The sequence below is a fragment of the Streptomyces sp. NPDC019443 genome (assembly GCF_044389785.1).
Taxonomy (GTDB): domain Bacteria; phylum Actinomycetota; class Actinomycetes; order Streptomycetales; family Streptomycetaceae; genus Streptomyces.
In genome coordinates this window covers 337,291-352,649 of sequence record NZ_JBIRYJ010000002.1, presented here as the reverse complement: position 1 = coordinate 352,649, position 15,359 = coordinate 337,291, and the positions used below count along the sequence as shown (strand labels likewise).

The window sequence follows — 15,359 nt, the reverse complement described above, 5'->3', positions numbered from 1 at the left end:
ACCTGAGGCAGGGCGACGACCCGTGACCGGACCGTGCCACCATGTGAGCCGCAACAGACGGAGGAGCCGGTGACGGCAGCAGCACAGGAGTCGGGAAGGCGGGCCATGACCACGGACGGGGCCGGTACGGAGACCGAGGGCGGAGCACAGACCCGTACGGCGCGCGTGCCCAAGTACTACCGGCTCAAGCGCCATTTGCTCGATATGACGGAGACGCTGCCGCCCGGCACGCCCGTACCGCCCGAGCGCACGCTCGCCGCGGAGTTCGACACCTCGCGTACGACGGTGCGGCAGGCGCTGCAGGAGCTGGTCGTCGAGGGCCGCCTCGAACGCATCCAGGGCAAGGGCACGTTCGTCGCCAAGCCCAAGGTCTCGCAGGCCCTCCAGCTCACCTCGTACACCGAGGACATGCGGGCGCAGGGCCTGGAGCCCACCTCGCAGTTGCTGGACATCGGGTACGTCACGGCCGACGACACGCTGGCCGGGCTGCTGGACATCTCGACCGGCGGGCGGGTGCTGCGGATCGAGCGGCTGCGGCTGGCGAGCGGTGAGCCGATGGCGATCGAGACGACGCATCTGTCGGCGAAGCGCTTCCCGGCGCTGCGCCGCAGCCTGGTCAAGTACACCTCGCTCTACACCGCGCTGGCGGAGGTGTACGACGTCCATCTGGCCGAGGCCGAGGAGACGATCGAGACTTCGCTGGCGAACCCACGCGAGGCCGGGCTGCTGGGGACGGACGTGGGCCTGCCGATGCTGATGCTTTCGCGCCATTCACTGGACGCGCAGGGCGAGCCGGTGGAGTGGGTGCGTTCGGTGTACCGGGGCGACCGGTACAAGTTCGTCGCGAGGCTGCAGCGGCCGCAGGACTGATTCGACGCCGAGCCGAGGGCCGCAGGACTGACGCGGCTCGGCTGACATCTCGTACCGCACATGGTGTAGCGCAGGTCACATTCCTGCTCTACCGTCCTCCCGTCATCTCATGGGACGGGAGGACGACCCGGTGCGCACCACGAATCCACGAACCATCGTCATCTGGACCCTCGTCGCGCTGGTGGGCGCGGCCGGCTGGACCGTACTGGCCCTCTCGCGCGGCGAAGAGGTGTCGGCCGCCTGGATGGTCGCCGCCGCCCTCGGCTCGTACGCGATCGGCTACCGCTTCTACTCGCGCTTCATTGTCAACCGGGTGCTGAAGGTCGACAGGACCAGAGCCACCCCGGCCGAACGGCTCGACAACGGCATCGACTTCCACCCCACCGACCGGCGGGTCCTGCTCGGGCACCACTTCGCGGCCATCGCGGGAGCAGGCCCGCTGGTGGGACCCGTACTGGCGGCGCAGATGGGGTACTTGCCCGGCACCATCTGGATCATCGTCGGCGTCATCTTCGCGGGCGCCGTGCAGGACATGGTGGTGCTCTTCTTCTCCACCCGGCGCAACGGCAAGTCGCTGGGCCAGATGGCGCGGGACGAGATCGGTCCGTTCGGCGGGGCAGCGGCCCTGCTCGCCGCGTTCATGATCATGATCATCCTGCTGGGCGTGCTGGCGCTGGTCATCGTCAACGCGCTGGCCCGCTCCCCCTGGGGCACCTTCTCCATCGGCATGACCATCCCCATCGCGCTGTTGATGGGCTTCTATCTGCGCGTTCTGCGGCCCGGCAGGGTCAGCGAAATCACCCTGATCGGCGTCGCGCTGCTGCTGCTCTCGATCGTGGCGGGCCGCTGGGTGGCCGAGTCCTCGCTCGCCGAGACGTTCACGCTTGCGCCCTCGACGCTGGTGCTGTGGATGGTGGCGTACGGATTCATCGCCTCCGTACTCCCGGTGTGGATGCTGCTCGCGCCACGCGACTACCTCTCCACCTTCATGAAGATCGGGACGATCGGGCTGCTGGCGCTCGGCGTCGTCATCGCCATGCCCGACATGCGGATGGACGCGGTGACTGACTTCGCGAGCCGGGGCGACGGGCCGGTGTTCGCGGGCTCGCTGTTCCCGTTCGTCTTCATCACCATCGCGTGCGGCGCGCTCTCCGGATTCCATTCGCTGATCGCCTCTGGCACCACCCCGAAGATGATCCAGAAGGAGACGCAGGTCCGGATGATCGGCTACGGCTCCATGCTGATGGAGTCGTTCGTGGCGGTCATGGCGCTGGTGGCGGCCTGCATCATCGATCCGGGGCTCTACTTCGCGATGAACGCGCCGGCCGGTGTCATCGGCGACAGCGTCCAGTCGGCGTCGCAGGCGGTCGCGAACCTCGGATACACGATCTCTCCGAGCGATTTGGCGAAGGCTGCCGAGGCGGTGGGGGAGCAGTCACTGCTGTCGCGGACGGGCGGTGCGCCCACCCTCGCCGTCGGAGTCTCGGAGATCTTCTCCCAGGTCGTGGGCGGCAATGGGATGAAGGCCTTCTGGTACCACTTCGCGATCATGTTCGAGGCGCTGTTCATCCTGACCGCGCTGGACGCGGGCACCCGGGTGGGCCGGTTCATGCTCCAGGACATGCTGGGCAACGTCTACAAACCCTTCCGCAACGTCAGCTGGAAGCCGGGCATCGTCATCACCAGCGCGGTCGTGGTGGCGCTGTGGGGGTACTTCCTCTGGGTCGGCGTGCATGAGCCGCTTGGCGGGATCAACCAGCTCTTCCCGATCTTCGGCATCTCCAACCAGCTGCTCGCGGCGGTCGCACTCACCGTCTGCACCACGCTGCTGGTGAAGTCGGGACGGCTCAAGTGGGCCTGGATCACCGGGATTCCGCTCGCCTGGGACGTCACGGTGACGCTGACGGCGAGTTGGCAGAAGGTGTTCTCCGGCGATCCGCGCGTCGGCTTCTTCACCCAGCGCGAGCGCTACCAGGACGCCATTGACGCGGACAAGCTGCTGCCGCCCGCCAAGTCCATGGACGACATGCACACCATCGTCACCAACTCCACAGTGGACGGCGTTCTCTCGGCGGTACTGGCGCTGCTGATCGTGGTGGTGGTCGTGGACGCGGCCCGGGTGTGCGTGAAGGCCGTACGCAATCCGGCGTCGGCGACGCTGGACGAAGCGCCGTTCGTGGAGTCGAAGTTGACCGCTCCGGCCGGGCTGTGGGCGACCAAGGAGGAGAAGGCGGAGGTGCGGGATGCTTCGGAGCGGGCTGCTGCGGGCCGCTAGCGCGGTGCGTTGGTACGTACGGGAATTGATGGACGAGTCGGCGTACGAGAGGTATGTCGCGCATGCGCGTTCGCACGATCCGTCTGTGTCCGTACCGTCCCGGCGGGAATTCGAGCGAATGCGTACGGACCGTCAGGAGTCGGACCCCAGTGCAGGGTTCCGCTGCTGTTGAGGTGCTGTTCAGGGCGGGTGAACCCGAAGTCGTTGCCGTACCGATATGCGGACGGGGGGTGACGCTACGCGAAACCCTGGCCTAGATTTCCTGCGCGTTGCATAGGTGATGCGTGAGGAATCGGAGCCGCCGTATGTCCGAAGTGACAGAAGTGACGGAAGTGCCTGACGAGAAACAACCGCTGATCACGCCGGTGCGCGTGGTCGTCGCCCTCTGCCTCTTCGCGCCGTTCGTGGCGATGCTGTGGGTCGGTTCGTACGCGAAGGTCGAGCCGGCCTTCATCGGCATTCCGTTCTTCTACTGGTACCAGATGCTCTGGGTGCTGATCTCCACCGCGCTAACCATGATCGCTTACATGCTGTGGCAGCGCGACCAGCGCGCCCGCAAGGGGGGTGCGTCGCAGTGAAGGACGGCGTGAACGGCGTCGCACTCGCCGTCTTCATCTTCTTCTTCCTGGCCGTAACGGTCATGGGCTTCCTGGCCTCACGCTGGCGCCGGGCCGAGAGCGAAAGCCTCGACGAATGGGGTCTGGGCGGCAGGTCGTTCGGCACGTGGGTCACCTGGTTCCTGCTCGGCGGCGACCTGTACACCGCTTACACCTTCGTGGCCGTCCCGGCGGCGATCTACGCGGCGGGCGCGGCGGGCTTCTTCGCCGTCCCGTACACGATCCTGGTCTACCCGCTGATCTTCACCTTCCTGCCGCGGCTGTGGTCGGTGTCGCACAAGCACGGGTACGTGACCACCTCGGACTTCGTCCGCGGACGCTTCGGCTCGAAGGGCCTTTCGCTGGCGGTCGCGGTCACCGGCATCCTGGCGACGATGCCGTACATCGCGCTGCAACTGGTGGGCATCCAGGCGGTGCTCGACGTGATGGGTGTCGGCGGCGGCGAGAACACCAACTGGTTCATCAAGGACCTGCCGCTGCTGATCGCCTTCGGCGTGCTGGCGGCGTACACGTACTCCTCCGGGCTGCGGGCGCCGGCGCTGATCGCCTTCGTCAAGGACACGCTGATCTACCTCGTCATCGCGGTGGCGATCATCTACATCCCGATCAAGCTGGGCGGCTTCGACGACATCTTCGCGAAGGCGGGCGACGCGTTCGCGCAGATCAACCCGGTGACGGACAAGCCGCGGGGCGCGCTGGTGCCGGCCGAGATGGGGCAATGGGGCTACGCCACGCTGGCGCTGGGCTCGGCGCTCGCACTCTTCATGTATCCGCACTCGATCACGGCGACGCTCTCTTCACGCAGCCGTGACGTGATCCGCCGCAACACCACGATCCTGCCGCTGTATTCGCTGATGCTGGGTCTGCTGGCGCTGCTCGGCTTCATGGCGATCGCGGCGGGCATCAAGGTGCAGAACGGGCAACTGGCGATTCCGCAACTGTTCGAGACCATGTTCCCGGACTGGTTCGCGGGTGTCGCCTTCGCGGCGATCGGCATCGGCGCGCTGGTGCCGGCGGCGATCATGTCGATCGCGGCGGCGAATCTGTTCACGCGGAACATCTACAAGGACTTCATCAAGCCGGACGCGACGCCCGCGCAGGAGACGAAGGTCTCCAAGCTGGTCTCGCTGCTGGTGAAGGTGGGCGCGCTGGTCTTCGTCCTGACGATGGACAAGACGGTGGCGATCAACTTCCAGCTTCTTGGCGGCATCTGGATCCTCCAGACACTGCCGGCGCTGGTGGGCGGCCTGTTCACGCGCTGGTTCCACCGCTGGGCGCTGCTGGCGGGCTGGGCGGTCGGCATGATCTACGGCACGGCGGCTGCGTACGGAGTGGCGAGCCCGACGCAGAAGCACTTCGGCGGCTCGTCGGCGGAGATCCCGGGCATCGGCGAGATCGGCTACATCGGCCTGACGGCGTTCGTGCTGAACGTGGTGGTCACCGTGGTCCTGACGTTCGTACTGCGGGCGGCGAAGGCGCCGGAGGGCGTCGACGAGACGAGCCCGTCGGACTACACGGCGGATTCGGGGGATCCGGGCGTGAAGGTGGAACTGCCGTCGGCGACGGTGGGGGCGGGTCACTGACCCGGCGCTACCGGAGGGCCGTCGCGTCTCCCCAGCCGGGGGCGCGGCGGCCCTTGCCTGTTGGGCGGTGCGGTTGCCGACCGGGCGGGTGCGGTGCGGTGCGGTTGCCGACCGGGCGGGGACTCCGCCCCGGGCCCCGCGTCTCAATCGCCGGGAGGGTGCGTGGTCTCGTGAGCACCGGAATGCTGGACGCCGTACGACAGAGGCTCGCGGAGAGCGGAGCCGAGCCCACACCGGCAGGGGTCGCGGCCGCGCTGCGGGCCCAGGGACGACTGCTGGGCGACGCCGAAGAGCTGGGCGGCACCGAGAAGTTGCGGTGCGAACTGGTCGGGACGGGGCCGCTGGAGCCACTGCTGGTCGATCCGTCCGTGACGGATGTGCTGGTGTCCGCGCCCGACCGCGTAAGGGTGGACCGAGGGCCGCCTTGCGGGCACCCGAACTACCCCGCCACCAGTACATATACCCAGCAAAAGCGGAATCCAGCACTAGTCCGCGGACGGCGGTGTCACGGGCCCCTGCTCAGCGCGAACGGCCCGTGCGGGCCGTGCCCTGTGCCGTTCATCGTGCCATCACGGCCGCTCACCGCGCTCACCGTTCCACCCGTCGCAACAGGCCGCCCGTTCGGCATGCCTGGAGTCCGGATGGGTACACGGCCTGCCTCGGACGGCGTACACAGGAAATGCGGGGACTGCCGCTACCAGCAGGAACCGTCGTCCACACGGGCGACAGCGGCTCCGACCTTGCAGGGCCGCGACACCAACAGAGGCGCGACGGACTTCTCCCGGTCCAGTGCCTCCCGAAGGGAAGCACCCGGTCATGATCACCACCGCCGCCCGCGCTCCGGTCTCGGGCCTGGCCGCCCGGGCTCCGAGTTCCAGGTGCGAGCCGTCCAACCCCCACCCCAACCGCGTCGACCTGGCCCTGGCCGCCGACACGGCGCACATCGCCACCGCACGCCGGGAGGTCACCGCCCATCTGCGGAGCTGGAACCTGGGCCACCTGGCAGCGGACGCAGCCCTGATCACCTCTGAGCTGGTGACCAATGCGGTGCTCTACGGCCGTACCGAGACCGTCACGGTGCACCTGGCCAAGTGCGGCACGTCGGCGGAGCCGCAGCTGCTGATCGCCGTCACCGACCAGTCCCCTGCCGCCGTGCCCGCCCCCTGTTCCCCGGCAGCTGTGGAAGAACACGGCCGCGGCCTGCTCATCCTCCAGTGCGTGGCCAGCTGCTGGGGTGCCGTGGCCAAGCCTCGCGGCGGAAAACTCGTCTGGGCCACCCTCGCCGTCAAAACCCCTGATCACGGGCACGAAACCGGGCCGTCACCATCGCCGTGCTGCGCCGGCTCGCAATGGGCACTGGCCCTTGCCTGACGCCCATAGCCGCTGACGCCCGGAGCTGCCTGGGGCCCGTAGGCGGCGGTGCACGGCCGCTCAGCCCGGTCGGCGCGACGGGGCCAGTGACTCCGGGGCATGAAGGCGGGCCAGCGCACGTGCGGTTCCGGGAGGGATGCTGCGACGGGTCAGCCAAGAGGTCCCGATCATCACCGCGAACGCCAAGGGCACGCTCCAGGCCGCCGGTCGGCTCAGCAGCGTCCCGGTCCACCCTCCTGGCGGGTCTCCGGCGATGGTCACGACCACTGCGCCGATGGTCGCACCCCCGCCGACCAGCAGGCCCGCCATCGCGCCCTGCGGGGTGAGTCGCCGCCACCAAATGCCCAGGAGCAGCAACGGGGAGAATGATGACGCGGCAACCGCGAACGCCAGCCCGACGACGTCCGCTGCTGCCCGGTGCACGACGACGAGAGACAGCACGCAGGGCACGCTGGCCGCAGCCACGCCCGCGAAACGCAGGCGCAGCACGTCGCGGGCCTCGATCCGCAGCTCCGACCTGGCGCGGCGCGGCCTGCTAACCAGCCCGCGCCGCCGTATCACTCGTGCCCTGGCCGCCGTCCACATGCGCTCCAGTTCCTGCCCGAGCACTCCAGCCACCGAGACGGTCAGTCCGCATGCCGTCGACAGGAACGCCGCGAACGCGCCCGCGGTCAGCAGCGTGCCCAGCAGTACTCCGCCCGTACCGCCCACCAGCCGGTCGGGTAGCAGCAGTACGGCCGCATCGGTACGGCCGGTCATGAGCAGTTCGGGGGTGTACAGGCGGCTGAGCGCCCCGTACACCGGGGGTAGCACGTAGAACGCGGCGAGCAACCACAGCACGGCCCACGTGGTGCGGCGGGCGGCCACTCCGTCGGGGTTGGTGTAGAAGCGCACGATCACATGAGGCAGCCCCATGGTGCCCAGCAGGGTGGCGACGAGCAGCGAGTACGTCCCGTACACCGGGTGGTCGGTGCCCGACAGCGGGCGTGACCAGTCCCGGCCGTCGAGCGGGGGCTGCCCCTGCGGGTGCGGAACGTCGGCCCCGGCCGGGAACACCACGCGTGTGCCCTCGCCAATCCGGTGCTCGCCCGGCTCGAGGCGTACCCGTGTGCCGTCCACGCGATGCCCGTCGAGACTGCCGCTCACCGCGACGGTCACGGGCTCCTCGACCCGTACCCGCATGCTCTGCTGCACGGAGACGGTCGTCGCCTCGCGAAACCGCGGCGGGGTGTCGCCACTCGGCCAGGGCGCACCGTCCGCGCGCCAGGCCAACAGCAGGAAGATCACGGGCACGGCGAGTGCCGTCAACTTCAGCCAGTACTGGAAGGCCTGGACGAAGGTGACGCTGCGCATTCCGCCGGAGGCAACCGTGACCATCACGACGGCGGTGACGACGACCGGCCCCACCCACAGGGGGGCTGTGGTCACGGTACGCAGCGTCAGGCCCGCGCCCTGCAGTTGCGGCAGCAGATACAGCCAGCCGGTGAACACCACCAGCAGGGCGGTCAGGCGGCGCACCCGGGTGGACTCCAGGCGCGCCTCGGCGAAGTCCGGCACGGTGTACGCCCCGGAGCGGCGCAGTGGGGCCGCGACGAACGCCAGGAGCACCAGGTACCCGGCGGTGTAGCCGACGCCGTACCACAGCATGTCGGCGCCGAAGGCCAGCACGAGCCCCGCGATACCGAGGAACGAGGCCGCGGAAAGGTACTCGCCGCCGATCGCGGAAGCGTTGCGCAGCGGGGAGACGGCACGCGAGGCGACGTAGAAGTCCGATGTGGCACGGCCCGGGCGCAGGCCGTAGACGCTGAACAGGGCGGTAGCGACGCACACCACGGCCACGGCTGCCACGGGCGCTGCGTTGCTCATGGGGTTCCTACCTCCACGAGGTGCTTTCGGCAGATGCCCCTCATGACCGCTCGACAAGGTCCGTGAAGTCGTGCTCGTTCTGCCTGGCGTGGCGCAGGCAGACGAAGGCGAGTGTGAGGATCACCGGGTGCACGGCCACGCCGATGATCAGCCATGGGGCGGGGACTCCCGCCGCAACCGCGTTCCGCAGGGCGGGCGCGGCCAGGAACAGGAACGGCAGGCCGCCGAGCACGGCGACGAGGACCCCTACGACAGCGAGCCCAAGCCGGAGCTGGGCACGCATGAGAGAGCGGAGATAGATGTCGCCGAGTGGTGTCTGCCGACCGAGGTCGTCGGCGACCGGTTCGCGCCCGTTGGCCGGTAGCTGCCTGCCTGCGAGGGCGGCCAGCGTCCGAGGATGGGCCACGATGATGCGGCGAATGGGAGCACTGTCCGCACCCGGATCTCCGCGCGACTGTTCCGGGCCGTCGGTCACCTCGCACCTCGGTGGTCGGGGAAGGTACGAGGAGGCGACGGGGCCGCGGTGGCGGGCACTGCGCCGGGGCGCAGCCCCTCGGACTGGCGGGTCCCCGCCCGCCGCACCAGAAGGCCCCGGACCTGACGGATGTGGCGCCGACTGACCGGCAGCAGCTCATCCCCAACGCGCACACACGCTTGTCCGGCCCCCATACGCAGCTCCTGGACCTGGCGCAGGGCGACGAGATAGGTGCGATGGATGCGGACGAATCCGGCATCGCCCCAGCGCTCCTCCAAAGCCGCCAGGGATGTCCGCACCAGGTGGGTGGCCGAAGGGGTGTGCAGGCGCGCGTAGTCGCCATGTGCCTCGGCGTAGAGGACCTCACTTCGCCGGACGAAGCGCGTCACCCCCGCCAGCTCCACGCAGATGACCTCGTCAGGAGGGCCGGATTCGGCCTGCGCCGCTTCCTCGGGCGGGCTCGCGGCGGCCCGCTCCGCCGTGTCTCCTGCACCGTGCGACGCGGCGGCGACGCGGCGCACCGCCTCAGCCAGCCGCTCCGGATGCACCGGCTTGAGCACGTAGTCGGCGGCATGCAACGAGAATGCGTCCACCGCGTATTCGTCGTGCGCGGTCACGAACACCACCGCCGGCGGGTGGGCGAAACGGGAGACCACGCGGGCGATGGCCACCCCGTCCAGGCCGGGCATGCCGATGTCGAGGAAGACGGCGTCGAGCGGTCGTCCCCCCTCCAGCGCCCGGTCGATGTCGCGAAGCGCCTGTGCGCCGTCGTTTGCGGTCCGGACCTCGCCCACGCGAGGGTCGCGGCGAAGCAAGTACGCCAACTCCTCCAGAGCCGGTACCTCGTCGTCCACCGCGAGAACGTGGAGCATATGGCCAGGCTAACGCTCCCCCAACATGCGGTGGAGCCTTCCTCCCGCCCGACACGCACCGGATGTGCACGATCGCTGTCAGCCCTGACCGGGCCCGCTCTGGACGGCCTGCGGGTGAAACTTCGGCACCCGCACCCGCACCTTTGTTCCAGCACCGGGCGCGGTCTCCACGATCAACCCGTACGCGTCCCCATAGATCTGACGCAATCGCGCGTCGATGTTGCGCAGCCCGATCCCCGGCTCACGCCGAGGCTCGGAACCGGGCGGCTCCGCCGCGGACTCCCGCGTCTCGCCCTTCAGGGTCTCGGCCAACTGCTCGGGATCCATCCCCGTGCCGTCGTCCTCCACGCTGATCCACGCCTCGCTGCCGACGTCCTCCGCCGTGATCACCAGGTGGCCGGGGCCCGCACGGCGCTCCAGGCCGTGGCGGACCGCGTTCTCGACGAGGGGCTGCAGGCACAGGAAGGGCACCACCACGGAGAGCACCTCGGGTGCCACGCGCAGTGAGACCTGAAGGCGGCTGCCGAACCGAGCGCGCTCCAGCAGCAGGTAACGGTCGATGCACCGCAGCTCCTCGGCAAGGGAGGTGAAGTCACCGTGCTGGCGGAACGAGTACCGGGTGAACTCCGCGAACTCCACCAGCAGCTCCCTGGCCCGTGCCGGATCGGTTCGGACGAAGGAGGCGATGGCCGACAGCGAGTTGTAGATGAAGTGAGGCGAGATCTGGGCCCGCAGCGCGCGCACCTCCGCCTCCGCGACGGCCGCGCGCGAGCGGTCGAGCTCGGCAAGCTCCAGCTGGGTCGACACCCAGCGCGCGACTTCAGTGGTGGCTCGGACCAGGCCGGTGGAGGCATTGGTCGCGTACACCGCGAGCGCACCCTCCGGCCGGCCGGCGACGATCAGCGGCACGACCACGCCCTGCCGCAGCGGACAGTCGGCCCTGTTGCAGGGTGGATCGCCAGGGCCGATGACCTCGGTGCGTCCGGCGGCGAGGGCCCGACCGGCGTGCTCGGGCACGGCTGCCCTGTGGTCGTGCCCCGGCTCCGGCGCGGACCCGTCCCAGGCCAGCACGGTGCCGGAGGCGTCCGTCATGGCCAGCGCGGGTACATCGAGCAGCGCCCGCAGATGCCGCCCGGCCCGTCGCGCGCTGTCCGCGTTCAACGTGGCCCGCAGCGGGGGTGCGGCGAGCGAGGCGGTGTGCAGTGTCTCGTACGTCGCCTGCTCCTGGGCCGTGCCGAGGAACTGCCGCTTGCCGACGGTGCGCAGCATCAGGAGCCCGGCAGCGATGAAGAACACCAGCGCTGCTGCCAGAAGTACAGCGGCCGCAACGGTCGAAAACCACGGCATGCTGGGACGCTACACCCGCATCACGCGTGATACGCGGCCTCGACCGGGGTGCGTGGCCCATCCAGACCGCATGGCCCACGCGAAGACCTCCTCTGTCGCACCGAGCCGCAATCCCGTGGAATGACCTGACGACGAGCAGGCCCCGACCGGCTACTGGATCTCCAACCTGCCAACGGACCCACAAGCCCGCACCGAGTGGCCTTCGATACGACTTGGAGCTCTAGCCGGCCACGACACAACATGTGGGGGGTGCGGCAACTCCCCGCCCCCACATGTATGCTCATGCTCGCTGTCGCCGCAGGGGAATCCGGTGCGAATCCGGAACTGTCCCGCAACGGTGTGATGTGGTGCGCTTTGCCGCACCCGGCCAGTCCGAAGACCTGCCGACGGTGCATCCGGCTCGACCGAACCGGGTGCCGAGACGTCCGGGCCTCGCGGTTGGGCCGGTGGACGCGGTGAACCATGCCCCGTGGCGTGCGCCCGTGCCCCCTGCCCCCGCCGGCCCAGAGCCGAGCGAGGGAGAGCACCACGTGACCATCGCGCCAGCCGATCCGGCTTCAGGCATCGCAGAGCAGGCTGCCGACGGCCCCGGGACCGCGCTTCTGCGGACTCTGACCGACCTCACCGCCGATCTGCCGGACACCGACCCGGGACGTGTCGCCGCCGCCGCGCTGCGCGGCCGCAACGCCCGTTCGGACGCGGCCGAGTTGCGCAGCCTCGCCACCGACGCCGCCGCGGGGCTGATCTCCGAGGACCCGGCCTACTCCCGGCTCGCCGCCCGCCTGCTGACCCGTCACATCGCGGACGAGGCCGCCGGACAGGGCGCGGTGTCCTTCTCCGCGTCGGTCGCGGTCGGCCACCGCGAGGGTCTGATCGCCGACCGCACGGCCGAGTTCGTCACGCTGCACGCCGTCCGTCTCGACGCGCTGATCGACCAGGACGCCGACGACCGCTTCGGCTACTTCGGGCTGCGCACCCTCTACAGCCGCTATCTGCTCCGCCACCCCCTCACCCGCCAGGTGATCGAGACCCCGCAGCACTTCATGCTGCGCGTCGCCTCCGGGCTGGCCGAGGACACCTCCGCGCGCGCCCTGGACGAAGTCGCCGCGTTGTACGGGCTGATGAGCCGCCTCGACTACCTCCCGTCGTCGCCGACGCTCTTCAACTCCGGCACCCGCCACCCGCAGATGTCCTCCTGCTATCTGCTGGACTCCCCGCTGGACGAGCTCGACTCGATCTACGACCGTTACCACCAGGTCGCGCGCCTCTCCAAGCACGCGGGCGGCATCGGTCTCTCGTACTCCCGCATCCGCGCCCGCGGTTCACTGATCCGCGGCACCAACGGCCACTCCAACGGCATCGTGCCGTTCCTCAAGACCCTCGACGCCTCGGTCGCCGCCGTGAACCAGGGCGGTCGGCGCAAGGGCGCAGCGGCCATCTACCTGGAGACCTGGCACGCGGACATCGAGGAGTTCCTGGAGCTGCGCGACAACACGGGTGAGGACGCGCGGCGTACGCACAACCTCAACCTCGCGCACTGGATCCCGGACGAGTTCATGCGGCGCGTCGAGGCCGACGCCGAGTGGTCGCTGTTCTCACCCGCCGATGTGCCGGACCTGGTCGACCTGTGGGGCGACGAGTTCGACGCGGCGTACCGCAAGGCGGAGGCCGGGGGGCTCGCGCGCAAGACCATCCCCGCGCGGGAGTTGTACGGCAGGATGATGCGTACGCTCGCCCAGACCGGCAACGGCTGGATGACCTTCAAGGACGCTTCCAACCGCACGGCGAACCAGACCGCAGAGCCGGGCAAGGTCGTCCACTCCTCGAACCTGTGCACCGAGATCCTGGAGGTGACGGACGACGGGGAGACGGCCGTCTGCAACCTCGGCTCGGTCAACCTCGGTTCGTTCGTGCTCGCGTCGGGAGACATCGACTGGGAGCGGCTGGACGAGACCGTCCGTACCGCCGTGACCTTCCTCGACCGGGTCGTCGACATCAACTTCTACCCGACCGAGCAGGCCGGCCGCTCCAACGCCAAGTGGCGTCCGGTGGGCCTGGGCGCGATGGGCCTGCAGGACGTCTTCTTCAAGCTCCGCCTCCCCTTCGACTCGCCCGGGGCGAAGGCACTCTCCACGAAGATCGCCGAGCGGATCATGCTCGCCGCCTACGAGGCGTCCTGCGACCTTGCCGAGCGCAACGGCCCGCTGCCCGCCTGGTCCCAGACCCGCGCGGCCCGTGGCGTGCTGCACCCCGACCACTACGACGTGGCTCTCAACTGGCCGGAGCGCTGGGACGCGTTGCGCACCCGCGTCGCCGAGAGCGGCATGCGCAACTCCCTCCTCCTCGCCATCGCGCCGACGGCGACCATCGCCTCGATCGCGGGCGTGTACGAGTGCATCGAGCCGCAGGTCTCCAACCTCTTCAAGCGCGAGACGCTGAGCGGTGAGTTCCTCCAGGTCAACGCCTACCTGGTGGAGGAGCTGAAGCAGCTTGGCGTGTGGGACGCGCAGACCCGTGAGGCGCTGCGCGAGTCCAGCGGCTCGGTGCAGGGCTTCAGCTGGATCCCGGCCGACGTCCGCGCGCTGTACCGCACGGCGTGGGAGATCCCGCAGCGCGGCCTGATCGACATGGCCGCCGCCCGCACCCCCTTCCTGGACCAGTCGCAGTCGCTGAACCTGTTCCTGGAGACGCCGACCATCGGGAAGCTCAGCTCGATGTACGCGTACGCGTGGAAGCAGGGCCTGAAGACGACGTACTACCTGCGCTCCCGCCCGGCGACGCGGATCGCCCGCGCGGCTCAGTCCGCCACCCCCATCCTCCCCCTGCCTTCGGCGGGGGCACCCCCAGTACAGCAGGCGGCCGACCCCGACGCCGTCGCCTGCTCCCTGGAAAACCCCGAGTCCTGCGAGGCCTGCCAGTAATGCCCACCCGTCACCCGGTCACCACCCCCGATGGACGGCGCTCCGCGCCGACGGCCGCCCCCGAGAAGACCGTGCCAAACAAAAACCTGCTCGACCCCGGCTTCGAGCTGACTCTCCGCCCCATGCGCTACCCGGACTTCTACGAGCGCTACCGCGACGCGATCAAGAACACCTGGACCGTCGAGGAGGTCGATCTCCACTCCGACGTGGCCGACCTGGCCAAGCTCTCGCCGGGCGAGCAGCACATGATCGGCCGGCTGGTCGCGTTCTTCGCGACGGGCGACTCGATCGTCTCCAACAACCTGGTGCTCACCCTCTACAAGCACATCAACTCCCCCGAGGCGCGGCTGTACTTGAGCCGCCAGCTCTTCGAGGAGGCTGTGCACGTCCAGTTCTATCTGACGCTACTGGACACCTACCTCCCCGACCCGGACGACCGCGCGGCCGCCTTCGACGCGGTCGAGGAGATCCCGTCGATCCGGGAGAAGGCCCAGTTCTGCTTCAAGTGGATGGACTCTGTCGAGAAGATCGACCGGCTGGAGTCGAAGGCCGACCGCCGCCGGTTCCTGCTGAACCTGATCTGCTTCGCGGCCTGCATCGAGGGGCTGTTCTTCTACGGCGCGTTCGCGTACGTGTACTGGTTCCGCTCCCGCGGCCTGCTGCACGGCCTGGCCACCGGCACCAACTGGGTGTTCCGGGACGAGACCATGCACATGAACTTCGCCTTCGAGGTCGTGGACACGGTCCGCAAGGAGGAGCCTGAGCTCTTCGACGACGCGCTCCAGCAGCAGGTCACGGACATGCTGAAGGAGGCCGTCGAGGCGGAGCTGCAGTTCGGCCGCGATCTGTGCGGCGACGGTCTGCCGGGTATGAACACCGAGTCGATGCGCGAGTATCTGCAGTGCGTCGCCGACCAGCGGCTGACCCGGCTGGGCTTCGCCCCGGTGTACGGCTCGGAGAATCCGTTCTCCTTCATGGAGCTGCAGGGCGTCCAGGAGCTGACGAACTTCTTCGAGCGCCGCCCCTCCGCCTATCAGGTGGCGGTCGAGGGCTCGGTCGGCTTCGACGACGACTTCTAGCCTTACATTCACGCGGGCTGCCCCGGTGCACGCCGGGGACGGCCCGCTGCTGTCAGCGTTCACCCTTCAGCGTGACCTCAATC

The 15,359-nt window shown here is 69.3% G+C and carries 12 protein-coding genes, 1 pseudogene and 1 riboswitch; of the genes and pseudogenes, 9 read left to right on the top strand and 4 right to left on the bottom strand.

Annotated elements, in window-relative coordinates:
• Positions 1–105 precede the first annotated feature (105 nt).
• The 7 genes and pseudogenes from ACH492_RS07815 to ACH492_RS07785 all read left to right on the top strand — a co-directional run bounded on the left by ACH492_RS07815 (position 106) and on the right by ACH492_RS07785 (position 6,716).
• Positions 106–870, top strand: a complete 765-nt coding sequence (locus tag ACH492_RS07815) for a GntR family transcriptional regulator (protein WP_356221643.1) — start codon at positions 106–108, stop codon at positions 868–870.
• 130 nt (positions 871–1,000) lie between these two features.
• On the top strand, positions 1,001–3,145 hold the full coding sequence (locus tag ACH492_RS07810; RefSeq protein WP_398984798.1) for a carbon starvation CstA family protein: 2,145 nt from the start codon (positions 1,001–1,003) through the stop codon (positions 3,143–3,145).
• Entirely contained in the window at positions 3,114–3,317 is a 204-nt protein-coding gene (locus ACH492_RS07805; RefSeq protein ID WP_398983922.1) for a YbdD/YjiX family protein, read from the top strand. Before ACH492_RS07810 ends, ACH492_RS07805 begins: the two co-directional genes overlap by 32 nt.
• 133 nt (positions 3,318–3,450) lie before the next feature.
• Positions 3,451–3,723 (top strand): DUF3311 domain-containing protein, encoded by a 273-nt coding sequence (locus ACH492_RS07800; protein ID WP_398983920.1) that lies wholly within the window; start codon positions 3,451–3,453, stop codon positions 3,721–3,723.
• Positions 3,720–5,345: a monocarboxylate uptake permease MctP gene (mctP, locus tag ACH492_RS07795; protein ID WP_398983918.1), complete on the top strand. Its 1,626-nt coding sequence runs from the start codon at positions 3,720–3,722 to the stop codon at positions 5,343–5,345. Before ACH492_RS07800 ends, mctP begins: the two co-directional genes overlap by 4 nt.
• A gap of 182 nt (positions 5,346–5,527) precedes the next feature.
• Positions 5,528–5,768, top strand: a pseudogene (locus ACH492_RS07790) (pilus assembly protein CpaF); the annotation flags it as partial.
• A gap of 393 nt (positions 5,769–6,161) precedes the next feature.
• A complete protein-coding gene (locus tag ACH492_RS07785) occupies positions 6,162–6,716 on the top strand; it encodes an ATP-binding protein (protein WP_398983916.1) in 555 nt (184 codons plus the stop codon).
• A 60-nt stretch (positions 6,717–6,776) separates the two neighbouring features.
• Here the strand turns inward: ACH492_RS07785 and ACH492_RS07780 are convergent, their stop codons facing one another.
• The 4 genes from ACH492_RS07780 to ACH492_RS07765 all read right to left on the bottom strand — a co-directional run bounded on the left by ACH492_RS07780 (position 6,777) and on the right by ACH492_RS07765 (position 11,276).
• Complete coding sequence (locus ACH492_RS07780; RefSeq protein ID WP_398983914.1) at positions 6,777–8,582, bottom strand: cation acetate symporter; 1,806 nt, start codon at positions 8,580–8,582, stop codon at positions 6,777–6,779.
• 40 nt (positions 8,583–8,622) lie between these two features.
• Positions 8,623–9,057, bottom strand: coding sequence for a hypothetical protein (locus ACH492_RS07775; RefSeq protein WP_398983911.1), 435 nt, complete (start codon positions 9,055–9,057; stop codon positions 8,623–8,625).
• Entirely contained in the window at positions 9,054–9,929 is an 876-nt protein-coding gene (locus tag ACH492_RS07770) for a LytR/AlgR family response regulator transcription factor (RefSeq protein ID WP_398983909.1), read from the bottom strand. Before ACH492_RS07770 ends, ACH492_RS07775 begins: the two co-directional genes overlap by 4 nt.
• 78 nt (positions 9,930–10,007) lie before the next feature.
• The gene (locus ACH492_RS07765) at positions 10,008–11,276 is read right to left on the bottom strand and encodes a sensor histidine kinase (protein WP_398983908.1); all 1,269 of its coding nucleotides are present in this window, start codon (positions 11,274–11,276) and stop codon (positions 10,008–10,010) included.
• A gap of 269 nt (positions 11,277–11,545) precedes the next feature.
• A riboswitch (cobalamin riboswitch) is annotated at positions 11,546–11,679 on the top strand.
• Positions 11,680–11,806: 127 nt separating this feature from the next.
• On the opposite strand from ACH492_RS07765, the gene ACH492_RS07760 reads away from it, so the two are divergent.
• On the top strand, positions 11,807–14,197 hold the full coding sequence (locus ACH492_RS07760; protein ID WP_398983906.1) for a ribonucleoside-diphosphate reductase subunit alpha: 2,391 nt from the start codon (positions 11,807–11,809) through the stop codon (positions 14,195–14,197).
• 122 nt (positions 14,198–14,319) lie between these two features.
• On the top strand, positions 14,320–15,276 hold the full coding sequence (locus tag ACH492_RS07755) for a ribonucleotide-diphosphate reductase subunit beta (protein ID WP_398984796.1): 957 nt from the start codon (positions 14,320–14,322) through the stop codon (positions 15,274–15,276).
• Positions 15,277–15,359: the final 83 nt, after the last annotated feature.

What these genes read in the sequence shown, in the direction of transcription:
- ACH492_RS07815 (WP_356221643.1), top strand. Translation starts at nt 106, where the DNA reads ATGACCACGGACGGGGCCGGTACGGAGACCGAGGGCGGAGCACAGACC.
- ACH492_RS07805 (WP_398983922.1), top strand. Translation starts at nt 3,114, where the DNA reads ATGCTTCGGAGCGGGCTGCTGCGGGCCGCTAGCGCGGTGCGTTGGTAC.
- ACH492_RS07800 (WP_398983920.1), top strand. Translation starts at nt 3,451, where the DNA reads ATGTCCGAAGTGACAGAAGTGACGGAAGTGCCTGACGAGAAACAACCG.
- ACH492_RS07785 (WP_398983916.1), top strand. Translation starts at nt 6,162, where the DNA reads ATGATCACCACCGCCGCCCGCGCTCCGGTCTCGGGCCTGGCCGCCCGG.
- ACH492_RS07780 (WP_398983914.1), bottom strand. Translation starts at nt 8,582, where the DNA reads ATGAGCAACGCAGCGCCCGTGGCAGCCGTGGCCGTGGTGTGCGTCGCT.
- ACH492_RS07770 (WP_398983909.1), bottom strand. Translation starts at nt 9,929, where the DNA reads ATGCTCCACGTTCTCGCGGTGGACGACGAGGTACCGGCTCTGGAGGAG.
- ACH492_RS07765 (WP_398983908.1), bottom strand. Translation starts at nt 11,276, where the DNA reads ATGCCGTGGTTTTCGACCGTTGCGGCCGCTGTACTTCTGGCAGCAGCG.
- ACH492_RS07755 (WP_398984796.1), top strand. Translation starts at nt 14,320, where the DNA reads ATGCGCTACCCGGACTTCTACGAGCGCTACCGCGACGCGATCAAGAAC.